Origin of the sequence: Pseudovibrio axinellae, from assembly GCF_900110875.1 — a bacterium.
In the GTDB taxonomy this organism is placed as follows: Bacteria; Pseudomonadota; Alphaproteobacteria; order Rhizobiales; family Stappiaceae; genus Pseudovibrio; species Pseudovibrio axinellae.
The window spans coordinates 148606-165556 of the sequence record NZ_FOFM01000003.1 but is presented as its reverse complement, the minus strand read 5'-3'; the positions used below and the strand labels follow the sequence as shown (position 1 = coordinate 165556).

16 protein-coding genes are annotated in these 16951 nt (G+C 50.9%); 5 read left to right on the top strand and 11 right to left on the bottom strand.

All coding sequences use genetic code 11. From position 1 onward, the window contains the following. Positions 1-45 precede the first annotated feature (45 nt). From deoA to BMZ51_RS09205, 9 genes are all read right to left on the bottom strand, one after another. Positions 46-1362: a thymidine phosphorylase gene (gene deoA / locus BMZ51_RS09245; RefSeq protein ID WP_068000377.1), complete on the bottom strand. Its 1317-nt coding sequence runs from the start codon at positions 1360-1362 to the stop codon at positions 46-48. Between the two features lies 1 nt (position 1363). Next, a complete protein-coding gene (gene deoC, locus BMZ51_RS09240) occupies positions 1364-2143 on the bottom strand; it encodes a deoxyribose-phosphate aldolase (RefSeq protein WP_068000380.1) in 780 nt (259 codons plus the stop codon). A 14-nt stretch (positions 2144-2157) separates the two neighbouring features. Continuing rightward, entirely contained in the window at positions 2158-2964 is an 807-nt protein-coding gene (locus BMZ51_RS09235) for a purine-nucleoside phosphorylase (RefSeq protein ID WP_068000383.1), read from the bottom strand. 2 nt (positions 2965-2966) lie between these two features. Continuing rightward, entirely contained in the window at positions 2967-3371 is a 405-nt protein-coding gene (gene cdd / locus BMZ51_RS09230) for a cytidine deaminase (protein WP_068000386.1), read from the bottom strand. 11 nt (positions 3372-3382) lie between these two features. Next, a complete protein-coding gene (locus BMZ51_RS09225) occupies positions 3383-4351 on the bottom strand; it encodes an ABC transporter permease (RefSeq protein ID WP_068000390.1) in 969 nt (322 codons plus the stop codon). Between the two features lie 10 nt (positions 4352-4361). Then, a complete protein-coding gene (locus tag BMZ51_RS09220) occupies positions 4362-5465 on the bottom strand; it encodes an ABC transporter permease (RefSeq protein WP_068000393.1) in 1104 nt (367 codons plus the stop codon). Positions 5466-5520: 55 nt separating this feature from the next. Further along, on the bottom strand, positions 5521-7065 hold the full coding sequence (locus BMZ51_RS09215; protein WP_068000812.1) for an ABC transporter ATP-binding protein: 1545 nt from the start codon (positions 7063-7065) through the stop codon (positions 5521-5523). 304 nt (positions 7066-7369) lie between these two features. Beyond that, entirely contained in the window at positions 7370-8323 is a 954-nt protein-coding gene (locus BMZ51_RS09210; protein ID WP_068000813.1) for a BMP family lipoprotein, read from the bottom strand. A gap of 114 nt (positions 8324-8437) precedes the next feature. After that, the gene (locus tag BMZ51_RS09205) at positions 8438-9418 is read right to left on the bottom strand and encodes a sugar-binding transcriptional regulator (RefSeq protein ID WP_175485010.1); all 981 of its coding nucleotides are present in this window, start codon (positions 9416-9418) and stop codon (positions 8438-8440) included. Positions 9419-10102: 684 nt separating this feature from the next. Here BMZ51_RS09205 and BMZ51_RS09200 point away from each other — a divergent pair. The 4 genes from BMZ51_RS09200 (at position 10103) to hrpB (ending at position 15107) form a co-directional block, all read left to right on the top strand. Then, complete coding sequence (locus tag BMZ51_RS09200; RefSeq protein WP_068000397.1) at positions 10103-10918, top strand: DUF1194 domain-containing protein; 816 nt, start codon at positions 10103-10105, stop codon at positions 10916-10918. A 169-nt stretch (positions 10919-11087) separates the two neighbouring features. Next, complete coding sequence (locus BMZ51_RS09195) at positions 11088-11513, top strand: methylglyoxal synthase (RefSeq protein ID WP_068000399.1); 426 nt, start codon at positions 11088-11090, stop codon at positions 11511-11513. A gap of 18 nt (positions 11514-11531) precedes the next feature. Then, a complete protein-coding gene (glk, locus tag BMZ51_RS09190) occupies positions 11532-12581 on the top strand; it encodes a glucokinase (protein ID WP_068000403.1) in 1050 nt (349 codons plus the stop codon). Between the two features lie 72 nt (positions 12582-12653). Further along, complete coding sequence (gene hrpB / locus BMZ51_RS09185) at positions 12654-15107, top strand: ATP-dependent helicase HrpB (protein WP_068000406.1); 2454 nt, start codon at positions 12654-12656, stop codon at positions 15105-15107. A 55-nt stretch (positions 15108-15162) separates the two neighbouring features. On the opposite strand, the gene bfr is transcribed toward hrpB, so the two are convergent. Continuing rightward, complete coding sequence (gene bfr / locus BMZ51_RS09180; protein ID WP_068000409.1) at positions 15163-15648, bottom strand: bacterioferritin; 486 nt, start codon at positions 15646-15648, stop codon at positions 15163-15165. 54 nt (positions 15649-15702) lie between these two features. Then, positions 15703-15912 (bottom strand): (2Fe-2S)-binding protein, encoded by a 210-nt coding sequence (locus BMZ51_RS09175; protein ID WP_068000414.1) that lies wholly within the window; start codon positions 15910-15912, stop codon positions 15703-15705. A gap of 117 nt (positions 15913-16029) precedes the next feature. Here BMZ51_RS09175 and BMZ51_RS09170 point away from each other — a divergent pair, with 117 nt between their 5' ends. Then, positions 16030-16791: an SDR family NAD(P)-dependent oxidoreductase gene (locus tag BMZ51_RS09170; protein ID WP_068000417.1), complete on the top strand. Its 762-nt coding sequence runs from the start codon at positions 16030-16032 to the stop codon at positions 16789-16791. The last annotated feature ends 160 nt before the right edge of the window (positions 16792-16951 follow it).

Genomic DNA, 16951 nt, shown 5'->3' with positions numbered 1-16951 from the left:
GGAGGGAGAGATACTGTCCTGCCAGTTAGTTATTGATGCACAAAATTATGGCGCAACACGGTCACGGACAGTGGCAAACTCTTTTACGTCGCCAGCAGAACCGAAGGTGTAAGCATCACGCAGAACTTTTTCTGCGCGCTCTACCTGGTCTTCCGTATGAGCATGAATGATGGCAATTGGTGTTTCGCTATCAACGGATGTACCAACACCCGCGATATCAGTCAGACCAACAGCTGGATCAATTTCGTCGGCTGCCGCACGACGGCCACCACCAAGTTCAACCACAGCCAAGCCAACTGCACGTGCGTCAACACCAGCCACCAGAGATGCTTCTTCAGCATATACAGGGCGCTGGATCGGAGCTTTTGCAAGGTAAGCTTCTGGCTTTTCCATAAAGTCGTTAGGGCCGCCAAGTTCGCCAACCATCTTGCCAAAGATTTCAGCAGCTTTACCGGAGGTGAAAGCGTCTTCCATCTTCTTCTTACCGTCATCAACGGAGTCTGCAAGACCTGAAGTGGCGAGACCTTCGGCACCGATTGCAACTGTTACGTCCCAAAGGCGGTTGTCGATGTGAGTACCCTTCAGGAAGTCCACTGCGTTTTGAACTTCAATCGCGTTACCAGCTGCTGATGCAAGGGACTCGTTCATGTCTGTCAGCAATGCAGTGGTTTTAAGACCAGCACCGTTTGCAACAAGAACAAGGCTTTCTGCAAGAGCTTTTGCATCTTCGTAGTTCGCCATGAATGCACCGGTGCCCCACTTAACGTCGAGTACCAGAGTTTCAAGGCCAGCTGCCAGCTTCTTGGACAGGATGGATGCAGTGATGAGATCAATACTCTCAACAGTCGCCGTCACATCACGAATACCGTAAAAGCGCTTGTCAGCTGGAGCAAGATCACCAGTTTGACCGATGATTGCACAACCAACTTCTTTTACAACTTTGTTGAACAGCTCGTTGGATGGCTTTGCAGTGTAACCAGGGATGGTTTCCAGCTTGTCCAAAGTGCCACCGGTGTGACCAAGGCCGCGACCGGAGATCATTGGAACTGCTGCACCATTGGCTGCAAGAGCTGGGGCAAGCATCAGGGAAACGTTGTCGCCAACACCACCCGTTGAGTGCTTGTCGACGATTGGGGCATCGATACCAGACCAGTCGAGAACATCACCGCTATCGCGCATGCCAAGTGTAAGAGCAACACGCTCATCAACGCTGAGACCTTTAAAGAACACAGCCATTGCCAGAGCAGCAACCTGCCCTTCAGTTACACTATTGTCAGTGATGCCTTTTACAAAGAACTGAATTTCTTCAGCTGTCAGGACTTCACCTTCACGTTTCTTACGAACGATTTCTTGAGGAAGCATATCAGTAGGTCTCTTTTGTGTTGTTTTCGCGGTCTTCAATTCCAGCCAGTACAGCGTCGAGCAAGCCACTCGCACCGAAACGGAAGGTAGAGGAAGATACCCAGTTTTCACCCATCAGCTCGTCAGCAAGCTTGAGGTAAGCAGCTGCGTCATCCAATGAACGCACACCACCTGCTGGCTTAAAGCCGACAGTGCGATGATCTTCTTTAGAGGTTTCGCTCAGAACGCTCAGCATGATCTCAGCAGCTTCCAGCGTTGCATTGACTTTCACCTTACCGGTAGAGGTTTTGATGAAGTCCGCACCCTGCGCGATTGCAACCTCTGAAGCCATATGGATCAAGCGAGGATCTTCCAACTCGCCAGTTTCAAGAATAACCTTCAACTGAGCAGGAGCAGAAATTACTGCGCGTACCTGTTTGATCTGGTCTTCTGCGAAACCACGACGACCTGCTGCGAATGCGCGGTATGGCATCACAAGATCAATCTCGTCCGCTCCGTCTTCGAGAGCTTGCTTGGTTTCTGCGATAACTGCAGCTGTATCTTCACCACCTGCCGGAAAATTCACCACTGTTGCAATACGAACAGGAGAGTTCTTCAGCAGTTCAGCCGCATGCTTAATAAAGCGAGGCCAAATGCAAATGGCTGCTGTGTGACCGTAAGGTGTTGACGAGCGTTCAATCAACGCTGTCACATCTTCTTGGGTGCAGTCATCATTCAGGTTCGTCAGATCGATGAGCCCTAGTGCACGCTTTGCTGTTTCTTTTATCGATGCTTCGGTCATTATGCCAGTTTCCTTCAAGCCATATTTTTGAGGAAGGCACGCAAAATCTTTTTGATCTTGGCCGCTCCGAGCGGGGCCATTTCCTTGGTTTCATCGTGAGAGAGGCCATGCGCCTGAAGGCCAGCTCCCATATTGGTGATGGTGGAGATTGCTGCAACACGCATACCCAGAAAACGGGCGAGTATCACTTCTGGCACAGTTGACATGCCAACGGCATCAGCACCAAGCACCTGAGACATGCGAATTTCTGCCGGTGTCTCGAAAGACGGACCGGAGAACCACATGTAAACGCCCTCTTCGAGGTCTTCGCCAACCTCAGTCGCTGCATTTTTGAGCTGCTCTCTGAGGTCAGCATCATAGGCGGAGGAAAGATCGAGGAAACGACTCTCGTCTTCTTCGCCAATAAGCGGGTTCAGTCCTGACCAGTTGATGTGGTCATTGATGAGCATTGGAGAGCCCGGTTTGATATGCACACGCAAAGAACCGGCTGCATTCGTGGCTACAATCGTTTCGCAGCCAAGCTCTTTAAGGGTCTCAAGCGGGGTACGCATGATGGAAGGGTTGCCGCTCTCATAATAGTGCGCGCGACCAGATAGAATAATAACCGGAACACCTTCCAGCGTGCCTGCAACAAGTTCACTTGCGTGTGCTGTTACAGATGAAACTGGGAACCCAGTGAGGTGACTATATGGAACACGGACAGCATCTTCGACTTCTGTCGCCAGAGAGCCCAGACCAGAGCCGAGGATCATACCTACTTTGTAATCACCCGGGCGAGCAGCGCGTACAATATCCGCTGATTCCTTACCAAATCCGCTCATAATCAATCCTCAATCTGTTCGTTTAGTTCAAAACCCGCAGGCAGCAACTCTTCCATGGTGAAGGTTCTGCGCAGACCTTCAAGGTTGGCCACATGGATTTTGATCTGCCTGTTGCTTGCAAACTCAGAAAGTTTTTGACGACACCCACCGCATGGTGTGCACAGTGCCGCATCTGCCAAAACAACAACCTCATCGATTTTCGTAGAGCCAGCGCGAACCATCGCCGCGATTGCCCCACCCTCAGCACAAGTGCCTTCTGGGAAAGCGCCATTTTCGACGTTACACCCGGAGACAACTTTGCCATCGGAGGTGAGCAAAGCTGCGCCCACCTGGAAGTTGGAGTATGGTGCATAGGCGGTCTCTCGGGCCGCCTTTGCTTCTTGGAAAAGTTTGTCAAATGCGCTCATTATTATTGTCCTTATGTACGCTCTTTAACATATGGGATGCCTGATGCCCTCGGTGGGATTGCGCGACCAATAAAGCCGGCAAGAAGAACCACTGTCAGCACATATGGCAGAGCCTGGAAGACCTGAACTGGCACTTCACCAATACCAGGAATTTCCTGACCCTGAAGGCGGATTGCCAATGCATCTAGAAAACCAAAGAGAAGACATGTGAACATTGCATTCACTGGCTTCCACTTTGCAAAGATCAAAGCTGCCAGAGCAATAAAGCCCTTACCAGCACTCATATCCTTAATAAAACCAGCACCCTGCGCAATGGACAGGTACGCGCCAGAAAACCCGCAAAGAATACCACAAATGATCGTCGCCCGGTAACGTAGCAGTGTTACTGACAGACCAGCAGTATCTGCTGCGGATGGGTTTTCGCCGACTGCACGAAGACGAAGACCAAAACGTGTGCGGAATACAATCCACCATACCAACGGTACGGCAGCAAAAGACGCATATACCAAGATATTGTGACCAGAGATGAGGTCATAATAGATTGGCCCCAGAACAGGGACGTCTTTCAAAGCTTCTGCAAATGGAAGCTCAATGTTACCAAAGCGGCTCGTCTTTGGCAGCGCTGGAGTTCGGCCACCTTGTGAGAACCAAGCCTGCCCGAGCAGAACGGTCAAACCGGCAGCAAGGAAGTTGATTGCAACACCGGAAACCACCTGGTTGCCGCGCTGGGTGATAGACGCGAAACCATGCACCAATGCCAGAAGAACCGAAACCCCTATGCCAGCCAGCAAGCCAATCCACGGGCTTTGGAACACGTAGGCGGCAGCAGCAGCAGCAAAAGCTGCGCCAAGGATTTTACCTTCCAGACCGATATCTACGATACCTGAACGTTCTGAAAACAACCCTGCAAGGCAGGCAAACAGGAGCGGAGTTGACAGGCGGAATGTACTGTCGAGAACAAGAATAATTGTGTCTAACATGTCCTTCTCCTTATGCTTCTGCTGTTTCAGATGAGAAGCGATCAAAGAACGCAACAACTGCTGGGCGGAACATATGCTCCAGGGCACCTGCAAACAAAATCACGAGGGCCTGAATAACCACGATCATGTCGCGGGAGATGGTTGGAATTTCAAAGGCAAGCTCAGCACCGCCTTGATACAACAAACCGAACAGCAAAGAGGCGAGGATGATTCCCACCGGATGCCCGCGGCCCATCAAAGCAACAGCGATACCCACGAAGCCAGCACCGCCTGCGAAGTCGAGCAGTAATCGGGTTTGCTCACCCATCACAACGTTCATACCCATCAGGCCAGCAAGAGCGCCGGAAATCAGCATGGTGACAACAGTGATCCGAACTGGAGAAATGCCTGCATATGCTGCTGCATCTGGGTTCGCGCCGAAGCTACGGATCTCATAGCCGAGTTTGGTGTGCCAGATCAGCAACCAAACCACCACACAAACAACCAGAGCAATGAAGAATGCCAGGTTCACAGGGGACTGACCGAAATCGAGTGTTGTGAAGACATTTCGCAACAGAGGCAGCTGTCCGCCTGCCTCAAAGTTGCGGGTGGACGGGGACATGGTTCCCTGTGGGATCAAAACATTAGACAGCAAGTACACCATCAGCGCTGACGCGATGAAGTTGAACATGATTGTCGTGATAACAATGTGTGATCCGCGTTTTGCCTGCAGGTATGCCGGGATAAACGCCCAGGCTGCGCCAAACAATGCGCCGCCAGCAATGGCAAATGGGAGTGTGACCCACCACGGTACAAACCTATCAAGCGCTAAACAAGCAATAGCGATACCCAGACCGCCCACATAGGCCTGCCCTTCACCACCAATGTTGAAAAGGCCAGCGTGAAACGCCACGGCGACAGCAAGTCCGGTAAAGATAAAGTTGGTTGCGTAGTAGAGGGTGTAACCAACGCCCTCTCCGTACCCCAGCGCGCCCCAAACAAGCCACTTAACAGCTTCAAATGGGTCTTCGCCAATAACAACAACAACTAAGCCAGAAACGATAAATGCTGCGATCAGGTTGAGGGCCGGTAATAGACCATAGTCAACCCAACGAGGAAGTTGCCCCTTACTCATCCCTGAGTCCCCCTAAATTTTAAGCCAAAGCAATGCACATGTTCAAACAATTTGGTCATACGAGTTCTGCTGCCTCTTGATTGACACCAGCCATGAGCAGACCAAGGTCCTGTTCTGTTGCTTCTGGCCCACGCTCACCAACCACATTGCCATCAAACATGACAATGATGCGGTCAGAGAGAGAGCGAATTTCGTCAAGTTCAACGGATACAAGAAGGACTGCTTTACCTTGGGCACGCATGTCCATGATCCGGTTATGAATATACTCAATCGCACCAATATCCACGCCACGTGTCGGCTGACCAATCAGCAGAACGTCTGGATTGCACTCAATCTCACGAGCCAAAACGATCTTCTGCTGGTTCCCGCCAGAGAATTTCGCTGCTGTCATTTCTGTGAGTGGTGGGCGAATGTCATACTTCTCGATACGCTCTTTCGCTTCCTTACGGATAGCGTCTTTATCGAGGAACATGCCCTTTGAGTATTTGGATTCGCGATGATACCCAAGAATGGAGTTTTCAGCCTCAGAAAACTTATTAACCAGCCCCATACGGTGACGATCTTCCGGCACATGGCTCATGCCCCGGTCACGCATCTGAGCGGCATCATGCACTTCAGACAGGTCCAGCTTCTGGCCTGCAAGCTCCATGCTGCCGCTTTCAGCACGCGTGATACCTGCAAGCGCTGCCATCAGTTCTGACTGGCCATTACCAGACACCCCGGCAATACCGAGAACTTCGCCAGCCCGCACTTCAAACGAGACGTCTTTCACACGACGAACGCCACGTTCATCCTTAACGTTCAAGCCTTCAACCTTAAGGAGAGGCTTGCCCACTTCAACGTCTGGTTTGCTCACTTCAAGCAGAACGCTGCGGCCAACCATAAGCTCTGCGAGCTCTTCCATGGAGGTTTGCGCGGTTTTGCGCGAAGCAACCATTTCACCACGGCGCATAACTGAAACTGTATCTGTTACGTCCATGATTTCGCGCAGTTTATGGGTGATCAAAAGCACTGTCTTGCCCTGATCACGCAACACGCGAAGAATACGGAAGAGATGATCAGCTTCAGAGGGAGTTAAAACCCCTGTCGGCTCATCAAGGATGAGAATGTCTGCGCCACGGTACAGCGCTTTCAAGATCTCTACCCGTTGCTGCAAACCGACTGGCAATTCACCCACGACTGCGTCAGGGTCAATTGTCATGTCATATTCGTCAGCTAAACGCTTAAGTTCGCGACGTGCGTTCGCTACACCGTCTTTCAACAGTGCCCCGCCCTCCGCGCCAAGAACCACGTTTTCTAGAACTGTGAATGGATCGACGAGCATAAAATGCTGGTGCACCATACCGATGCCCTGCGAAATCGCGCTCTTCGAATCAGGAATAGTGGTTGCCTTACCATCAATCTTAATTGTTCCACTATCAGCATGATAAAAGCCGTAGAGGATCGACATCAAGGTGGACTTACCCGCACCGTTCTCACCAATGATCCCGTGAATGGACCCTTTTCCTACAACAAGATCAATGTCTTTGTTTGCATGAACAGGCCCAAAACTCTTATTTACGCCAATTAATTCGATGGCAGGTACATTGCTTCCAGCCACTGTTGCCCGGCCTTTCTGGTCTATCAAATCAATAACTTGCGCATCAATCTCATTCCTGCTTTCGAAGTACACCATTTCAAAAGCGTCGCCCCACCCCCAGGAGAAGCAGCGAAGAGATCCCGATGCAGTTTCCTTGCTTCCCTTTTAGCCTTCGCTCCCAAAGGCTAAATCTTCCACTCGGACTACAGGGGCGCAAGTCCCTCGTAAAATTCTTCAAGGCCTAAAGCCCTGAAGAGCTAGTAGTTCCTAAGAGCTACCGTAAGCGAAAATGCCCACACGTAACAGCGCGGGCATTTTAATTGGATTAGATCGGGCAGTTAGAATCGACCATGTAATCGTGAACTTCTATTTTGCCTGAGATAATATCCATTTTTGCCTGCTCAACAGCTGCATTCATTTCCTCAGTGATGAGCGCTTTATTGTGCTCGTCAAATGCCCAGGAAACACCGTTTTCAGCAAGGCCAAGAACTTCAACGCCTGATGTCCAGTTGCCTTCTTTTGCATCTGTCAGTGTGCGGTCAACAGCAACATCAACACCTTTAACCATGGAGGTCAGCACAGAGCCTGGGTGCAGCTGGTTCTGGTTGGAATCTACGCCGATGCCAAGCTTTCCTTCGTCAGCTGCTGCTTGAAGAACACCAGTACCGGTCAGGCCAGCAGCGTGGAACACCACATCTGCGCCACGAGCGAACTGTGAACGCGCAAGCTCACCGCCCTTGAGTGGGTCAGTCCAAGCCGCACCAGTGGTGCCGGTCATGTTGACAATAATTTCAGTGTCAGAGTTTACGTATTTCGCGCCTTGCTTGTAGCCACATGCAAACTTGCGGATGAGCGGGATATCCATGCCACCAACAAAACCGATCGTGTCGGTATCAGTTGCCATTGCAGCCAGCATTCCAACGAGGAAGGAACCTTCGCCTTCTTTAAAGACGATTGAACGAACGTTCGGCAGGTCTACAACAGCATCTACGATAGCGAAGTGCGTATCAGGAAATTCCTTTGCAACCTTCTCCAGAGCTGCTGCCTGGGCAAAGCCAATCGTGATGACTGGGTCTAGGCCACGGCGCGCAAAGTTGCGCAGAGCTTGTTCGCGCTGAGATGGATTCTGGATTTCGAAGTCGCGGAAGTTGATGCCTGTCCGTCCCTTGAACTGCAACGCGCCTTTGTAAGCAGCTTCGTTGAAAGAACGATCATTACGACCACCGAAATCATATACGACTGCGGGTTTGAAAGTTTCTGCCATAGCACCAGTTGTCATAACTGCTGCCAGTGCAACTGCACCGAGGATTGTTTTAGTTTTCACGGTTTCTTCCTTATTATCGTCTTCCCGCAGAGCGGAAAGGTCTCTCCCTTAAGAAGAACAAGCTCCCAACTATGCCGTTGTGTTAAGCTCAGTCTCTTCCAGTAGGCCAGCAAGTTCTCTGGCCAAAACCTCATCAATTATCAGATCTTTGATGATGCCGGTCGCCAATGCTGCCAAGGTTGCTTTCGCCTTACGGTTTCCGCCAACTATTGCAACAACATGCGCCTCACGGACTTCATCAAAATGCAACCCGACGGCTTTTTCATTTAAAGAGCAGGACACTTCCTTACCGTTGATGTCGACAAAACGCCCCATCACATCTGAACAAGCGCCACTTGCCAGCAGTTCTTCACGCTCTTGGGAGGTGATCAGCTTGCGTTGAACAAGGTGACCTTTCTCCTCAACAGACCCGATGCCAATAATGAACAGTTCAGCAGCTTTCGCTCTGGACAACAGTTCCTGCACCGCGCCCTGAGAGACGAATGTGTCTCTTTCTTCTTCAGTTTCAGCAATATAAGGAACAGGAAGGTAGAAACCCTCGCCGCCGGTCTTTGCGCATAACTGCTGCACAACATCATATGGGTTGGCAGAAAGGCGACGGGTGAGCGAGCCGGATACAGAAAGCAGCTCAAGCTCTGGAAGGTGGACACGAGGCATTGCCTCAATGGTTGACTGTAGTGTCCGCCCCATGCCTACGCCAATGCGTTTAGGCGGGTTTGTCGCAAAAATAGAATGAAGATAATGACCTGCAAATGATGAAACCGCAGTGAAAGAATCTGCTTCGTCACCGCTGCCAAGGTCTGGCGCAATGAAACAATTTTCCAGGTTCATGCGTTTACAGAGAAACTGCTCTAACTCAACACACTCAGAAGGTCGGGCCTCGATATGAAATTTTATCAAGCCTTCTTTTTGAGCATGTGCTATCAGGCGGTGAACCTTTGCAGGAGAAACCCCAAGGCGACCAGCAATCTCTCCCTGAGTGCTTCGGCCAATGAAAGACATCCAAGCGGCTCTAATGGCCAAAGATGTGGTCCATTCGTCTGCCTTCATGGTCTAGCCTCTTATATTCCTATATGGAGTTCCAGAATGCTCCCGGAATCCATCCCAAACTTCCGTCTGAAATGCTCAGGTTTCGAGCAACTGAGCATTCCCCCAATCAGAAAAGAATATTTCTTCACAGCGTGAGAAATATTTCAAAGACACATTTGCATTAGGAGAAACGGAAGGTCAAGGAAATAAACAGTGCCATTTGCAGAATTTTATTACAATCTAACTAACTCACTGTTTTTGCCATACTAATAAAGTTAAATAGTTTCAATTCAAGTACTTGCGGAAATTACTTATACAACGACTCACTTACGAAGGCAGTTTGGCAAAGAGAACGTGAATAAGGTGATCAACTTTATGTAATATTTGTTCAACTTTTAACACTTACTAAATAAACAAAATATTTTCAACGCACTAACCTACACAACAATTGACGCCGTATTTTTTTCACACTGCGTTTACTGGCAAATAAAACAATTATTTCTGACAGGTACCGCTTAATACAACCCTATATATATCAATGCTATGAAATATTGTTCCACATCCATAGATGACCGCTGGAATACTATGGATGTATTCTGTTTTCGTTAGCTCAGTGCCGATTACAGCAAATAATAAGAAACGAGGTGGGGAGGTCGTGACCGGAACACCCTGAACCTTGTAAAAAGGAGGCTGAAAATGCGGCCCATGTGCACACACCCCCTCACAGCGATTGCGGGCGCAGTCGCACTTGGTGGCTTTTTGCTTGCGACCCCTCTTCTTGCAAAACCTACCGCTCATGCATCTTTGAACTTCGATATGTCCAAGGAAGTAGACTTGGAGCTGGTGCTTGCGGTGGACATTTCTCAAAGTATGGACCCCGAAGAACAGCGTGTTCAGCGAGACGGATATGTTGCAGCGCTGACATCTTCTGAAGTTCTTGATGCGATCAAGTACGGGCCCATCGGCCGCATTGCTGTTGCCTATATGGAATGGGGTGGCAAGGATGAACACTTCGTCGTCGCGGACTGGACTGTTATTTCCGATGAGTCATCTGCTGGCAAGTTTGCTGACAAGATTGCCGAGGCCCCTCTTCGTCGTGTGCAGCGTACCTCGATCTCTTCGGCATTGACCCAGGCCGTTAATCTTGTCACCGCAAACGAGTATAACGGGATACGCCGCGTGATTGATATCTCTGGCGACGGCCCGAACAATCAAGGCAGTGCGGTGACTGAAGCTCGCGACGCTGCAATCGCGCAAGGCGTTACTGTCAACGGACTGCCTTTGATGCTGAAAGAAGAGACCATTTCATGGCAGTCCATGCTGCATCTGGACCATTACTATGAGGACTGCGTGATTGGCGGCCCTGGTGCATTTTCGATTCCGGTACGCTCCAAGCAAGGTTTCAGTGATGCAATCCGCATGAAGCTTGTTTTGGAAATCGCCGGACTTGTAACGGAAACACCTAAATTCATTCGCGCAAAATCTCGCAGAGACGCTATCATGTGTTCCCTATTTGACTAAACGCGATGTGAGCTACCAGGTTTTTCATATCTGTTTATGAACTTATGCCGTTTGTTATCGCTTAAATAACAGGCACAGACGGCATAAGTTGTCTCTTTCATTGGCTTCCAAGACGCGCTAAAGGATAAGTAATACCAAGATACTAAGCGGTGTGTTTGACGGAGCTAAAATGACTGAGCGCAGAACTCTTGCCCTTATTGCCCACGACGCCAAAAAGAATGAAATGGTCACGTTTGCTAAGCAACATGAGCACAAACTTGCTGACTATAAACTCTATGCGACGGGTACAACTGGTAGCCTCATACAAGAATCCTGCCCATCTCTTCATGTAGAGCGCATGAAGAGTGGCCCATTAGGCGGCGACCAGCAGATTGGCGCACTCATTGCCGAACGCGCCCTTGATGGCTTATTTTTCTTTGTCGACCCGCTTTCCCCTATGCCGCACGACGTGGACGTGAAGGCCCTGATGCGCCTTGCGTTGGTCTATGATATTCCAATGGCACTGAATCGCACTACTGCTGACATTGTTTTGCGTTCGGCACGTCTTGCTGGTCTGTCTACTTCATCTCAGACACCAGAAATTTTAACTCAATAATATACGTCAGACATCTAGATGCTGCACACTGCTCCACTTACACGTAATCTGTCCTACCCAGTTCTCGTTGCAGATATTGGTGGCACGAATGCCCGCTTTGCATTGATTGAGGACCCCAACAGCGCAACGATCCTTTGCGGGCAGGAAAGCACCAAGGCCCACGCCACAATTCAAGATGCCATACGCACTGCGGTCTTAAATGCAGGACACGCTACCCCGCGTTCTGCTCTTTTGGCCATAGCTGCCCCCGTCTCCGGCGATCAGATCCCACTCACCAACGCAAATTGGGTAATTGAACCGCCAGCTCTCATAGAAGAACTTGGACTGGAACAGGTCGCGATTGTAAATGACTTTGAGGCGCAGGGCCTTGCCCTTCCCTCCCTCACATCAGGCGACCTTGATCAGATTGGCGGTGGAGACGCCAAGGCCAATACCACAAAGTTTGTATTAGGCCCCGGCACCGGCTTGGGTGCAGGTGCGCTCATTCATGCTTGTGGCAAGTGGATCCCTGTTCCGGGCGAAGGCGGCCACGTTGAGCTAGGTCCGCTTAGTGATGAGGAGTATCGCATCTGGCCTTTCATTGAGCGGTTGGGTGGACGTATTGGAGCTGAGCAGATTATATGTGGCGCGGGCTTGGTAAGACTGGCTCGGGCAGTTCTGCGAGCAGATAATCTTGATCGTTCCTTTGAAAACCCATCAGATGTGCCAGGTGCAGCCGACGAGGGCGACGAGGTGGCGCAAAAGGTAATGCGTCTGTTCTGTGCAGCTCTTGGCCGTGTTGCTGGTGATTTTGCCATTACAAATCTAGCGGGCGGTGGTGTTTATCTGGCTGGCGGCATTGCGCCCAAAATTTCGCATTGGCTCCATGGCGGTGAATTCCGCGCTGCATTTGAAGCAAAAGCGCCGCACGAGGCAATTATGCGCTCGATCCCAACCTATATCGTTAAACATAGCAGTCCCGCGCTTGCGGGGCTTGCTGCCTATACCCATGCGCCAGAGAGTTACCTTGTGGACCAAACGGGCCGCAGCTGGTCTCGAAATCTCAACGACGCTTCAGTAGCGTCATAAGACCCAAAGACAATTTGCACTTGATGGGGGGACTGGGTACAAAGCTGGTCTCCCTAACTTTTCTCGGTGCCAATGACTTCTTCCCCACTTCCAATTGATGCCATCCTACCTCAGCTCCTTACCGCTCTGGAACAATCCTGCAATGCCGTTTTGGTTGCGGAGCCGGGAGCTGGTAAGACGACACGTGTTCCACTTGCATTACTGGGGGCTGCTTGGCGCGGAGATGGAAAAGTCATCGTACTGGAGCCTCGCAGGCTGGCGGCGCGTGCAGCCGCGCGGCGTATGGCGCAAACCCTTGGTGAGGCTGTTGGCGAGACAGTGGGATACCGGGTGCGCATGGATAGCAAGGTCTCCACCAAAACCCGCATTGAGGTGGTGACTGAAGGTGTATTCACACGGATGATATTGGATGATCCAGAACTGTCTGGCATCAGCGCTGTCCTGTTTGATGAATTCCATGAGCGTTCCATGGACGGGGATCTTGGGCTGGCTCTTGCGCTTGATGTGCAAGAGGCGCTTCGCGATGACCTGCGCATTGTACCGATGTCTGCCACGCTCGATGCAGCTGGGGTCTCTCAGCTGCTTGGTGATGCCCCTGTCTTGAAGAGCGAAGGCCGGCAGTATCCGGTTGCAACACAATATATAGGGCGCGATCCACGTGGACGGTTGGAAGACCAAGTGGCCCGCGCTGTTCGTTCAGCCCTGATTGAAGATAGCGGGTCAGTGCTTGTTTTTTTGCCGGGCCAAGGCGAGATTAAGCGCACGCAGTCCTTATTGGAGGGCCGCGTGCCCGCTGACACGGATATCGCGCCGCTATATGGAGCTTTGGATAGCAAAGCCCAAGATTTTGCGGTTCGCCCTGCAAAATCTGGCCGTCGCAAAGTGGTGTTGACTACGGCCATCGCTCAGACGTCTTTGACTATTGAGGGCGTGCGCATTGTTATTGACTCCGGCCTGTCTCGCGTCCCGCGCTATGATCCGCAGACCGGACTGACGCGCCTTGAGACAGTCAAAGTTTCCCGCGCGACAGCAGAGCAGCGCAAGGGCCGAGCAGGCCGTGTGGAACCGGGAACGTGCTACCGCCTATGGGAAGAAGCGCAGACCAAAGCTTTACCTGCAGCTGAAAAACCTGAAATCTTAGAGAGTGATCTTTCCGGCCTCGTGCTCGACGTCGCTAACTGGGGCGTTACAGACCCAACCCAACTGAAATTTATGACGCCCCCTCCTGCTGCGGCATGGTCTGAAGCAAAAGACCTATTGCAAGAGTTGGACGCGCTGGATGCGGATGGGGCACTGACAACAGCTGGGCGTGACCTTGCTGGATTGCCGTTACACCCGCGCCTTGGGCATATGCTGGTACAAGCCGCTCACGAAGAACAAGCGGAACTGGCGTCTCTCATCGCCGTTATTATCGGCGAGCATGGGCTTGGCGGACGTTCCACAGACTTACGTGACCGCCTGCGCCGCTTAATGCAAGACCACAGCCCACGCGGACGGGAAGCGCGCGCGCAGGCCAAGCGCTGGGTTAAAATGGTGCGCGGAAGAACGTCCCAACCAGCGAATTTCGAGGATGCAGGGGATATTTTAAGCCTTGCATACCCTGACCGCATTGCGCAGCAACGCGGGGCCAAAGGCAGTTTTAGGCTTGCAAACGGGCGGGGTGCGCAACTGGAAGAAAGCGAAAGCCTTTACGCAGAAAAGTTCCTTAGCATTGCAGAGGTGACAGGCACTGCGGCCCGCGCTCGTATTTTGCTTGCAGCACCGCTTTCGCTCAGAGAACTTGAAACTCGTTTTACCACACATATTCGCGAGCAGGAGCACGTTCAGCTTACGCCTGAGGGAGCTATTAAAGCGGTACGCCAGCGTGTTTTGGGCAAGTTGGTTCTGGAGGAAAAGAAAATATCTAGCCCAGACCCAGAAGCCGTCACTGATGCATTACTGGCGTTGATTGGTCGCAAAGGAACCGCCCGCCTGCCTTGGAGCAAAGACCAGTTGCGTTACCGAGGTCGTATTCAATATTTGCGCGACACAATCGGGCAGAGCTGGCCGGACCTGAGCGATAAGGCATTGGATGCTGACCTGAGTTGGCTACGACCATTCCTTGCTGGCAAAACTGCAATTTCGCAGATTGATGCCGGTACACTTGGAGATGCCCTGTCCACTTTGGTACCCTGGGAATTAAGCAGTGAGCTAGATCGTTTGGCACCGTCACATTTTGCCGTTCCGACAGGATCGCGCATTCCGGTTGATTATGCTGGAGAGCAAGGACCAATGCTCTCGGTTCGAGTGCAAGAGTTATTTGGGCTTGCAGAGCATCCAAGCATTTGCGGCGGCAAAATCCAGCTGGTGTTGCAACTGCTCTCCCCTGCTCAGCGGCCTATTCAAATCACAAAGGATCTACCCGGCTTTTGGCAAGGGTCTTGGGCGGATGTGAAGGCTGATATGAAGGGACAGTACCCTCGGCACCCATGGCCGGACAATCCGTTGGATGCTGAAGCAACGCGGCGGGTGAAGCCACGAAAGTAGAAAAGCCGAAGAGCATTTCGGCTCTCCGGCTTCTTTAAATTCAATTGAGAAAAGCTTATTCGCCTTCGTTCGCCGGGGTTGCCTGAAGCAAACCGTAACGCTCGACGCCAATTTTCTCAAGAAGTTCAAGCTGTGTTTCGAGGAAGTCGATGTGCCCTTCTTCGTCAGCCATCAGGTCCTCAAAGAGCTTCATTGTGACGTAGTCGCCATCATCGCGGCATACTTCACGGGCTTCTTTGTAAAGCGCACGCGCGGAGTATTCTCCGGCCAGATCACACTCAAGACACTCCTTAAGATCTTGACCAATACGAAGTGGGTCAAGCGTTTGGAGGTTTGGGTGGCCTTCGAGGAAAATGATACGCTCGATCAGTTTATCAGCGTGTTCCATTTCCTCGATTGATTCTTCACGCTCTTTTTTTGCAAGCTTTGTGAAGCCCCAATCTTCAAGGAGACGGTAGTGCAGCCAATATTGGTTGACTGCGGTCAGCTCGTGGCGAAGCGCTTTATTTAGGTATTCCAGTACTTTAGGTTCACCCTTCATGTCACTCTCTCCTTGACAAATTGAGGTATTACCCTTTTTTAGAATAATTCCAAGTTACTGTCCAGAGTCATCTTTAACTTGTTCAGCCTCTGCGTATACAACTTCGATGATGCTCTTAAAGCAACCACCACATTTTGGTCTGTAACCCAAATGACGAAAAATCGCTCCTGGAGTGGGTACCCCCCCCTCAGGGTTATCGCAAAGCTCACGGGCAGCTTGTTTTACTTGTTTGTCATTAATGACGTTGCAGTGACAAATGATCATTGAAGGTTGCTTTCAGGCTCCCAATTTTGCTTGCAAAGCATTATATAATCTGTAGATCTTTTAAAACTAGAGAATAATACTCCAGTTTCCTGCAGTCCTATCACGAGCAAAGCCCCTATGAACACCAACCAAACGACGACGGATTACCGAAAGACAATCGTTTTGACAGGCGCGAGCCGTGGAATTGGCCACGCAACTGTAAAAAAATTCTCTTCAGCAGGATATCGGGTTATTACCTGCTCCAGACAACCCTTCTCTGACAAATGCCCTTGGCCCTCTGGACCTGAAGACCATATTGAAGTGGACCTTGGCGATGACGCAAACCTTGAGGAAGCCGTTCTTCAGATTAAAGAGCGCCTTCAAGACAATGGCTCTAAGCTGCATGCGCTGGTCAACAATGCGGGAATCAGCCCCAAGAATGATGACGGTCAGCGTCTCGATTCCCTGACGACCCCCATGCAAACATGGCGGGATGTGTTTCAGGTAAATTTCTTTGCACCAATTATGCTTGCTCGCGGTTTATTTGAAGAACTTAAGGCTGCGAAGGGTTCAGTGGTCAACGTCACCTCTATCGCAGGCGGCCGTGTACACCCGTTTGCCGGTACGGCTTATGCAACATCCAAAGCTGCATTGGCCTCGCTAACACGCGAAATGGCTTCTGATTTCGGCCCGCATGGTGTGCGCGTCAATGCAATTGCACCCGGTGAGATTGATACATCTATCCTGTCACCAGGCACGGATAAGATTGTGGAAACCATTCCAATGCGTCGCCTTGGCACCACGACAGAGGTTGCTGACACGATCTACTTCCTGTGTTCTGCTCCCTCGTCTTATGTGACAGGCGCTGAGATTCATATTAACGGCGGACAGCACGTATAATTCCGGTTTTCATCACGTTTTAGGGCGCTCTGCGCGCCCTTTTTCTGTTGGGCAAAGCACGCATCAACCTCTCTGTAGAATCCGTTTATTTTCTTAGTCCTTTTTTATGGTTCCTTTGATTTAATTTACTGGTTTCAGTTTCAGTATTTTTCAGGGACGG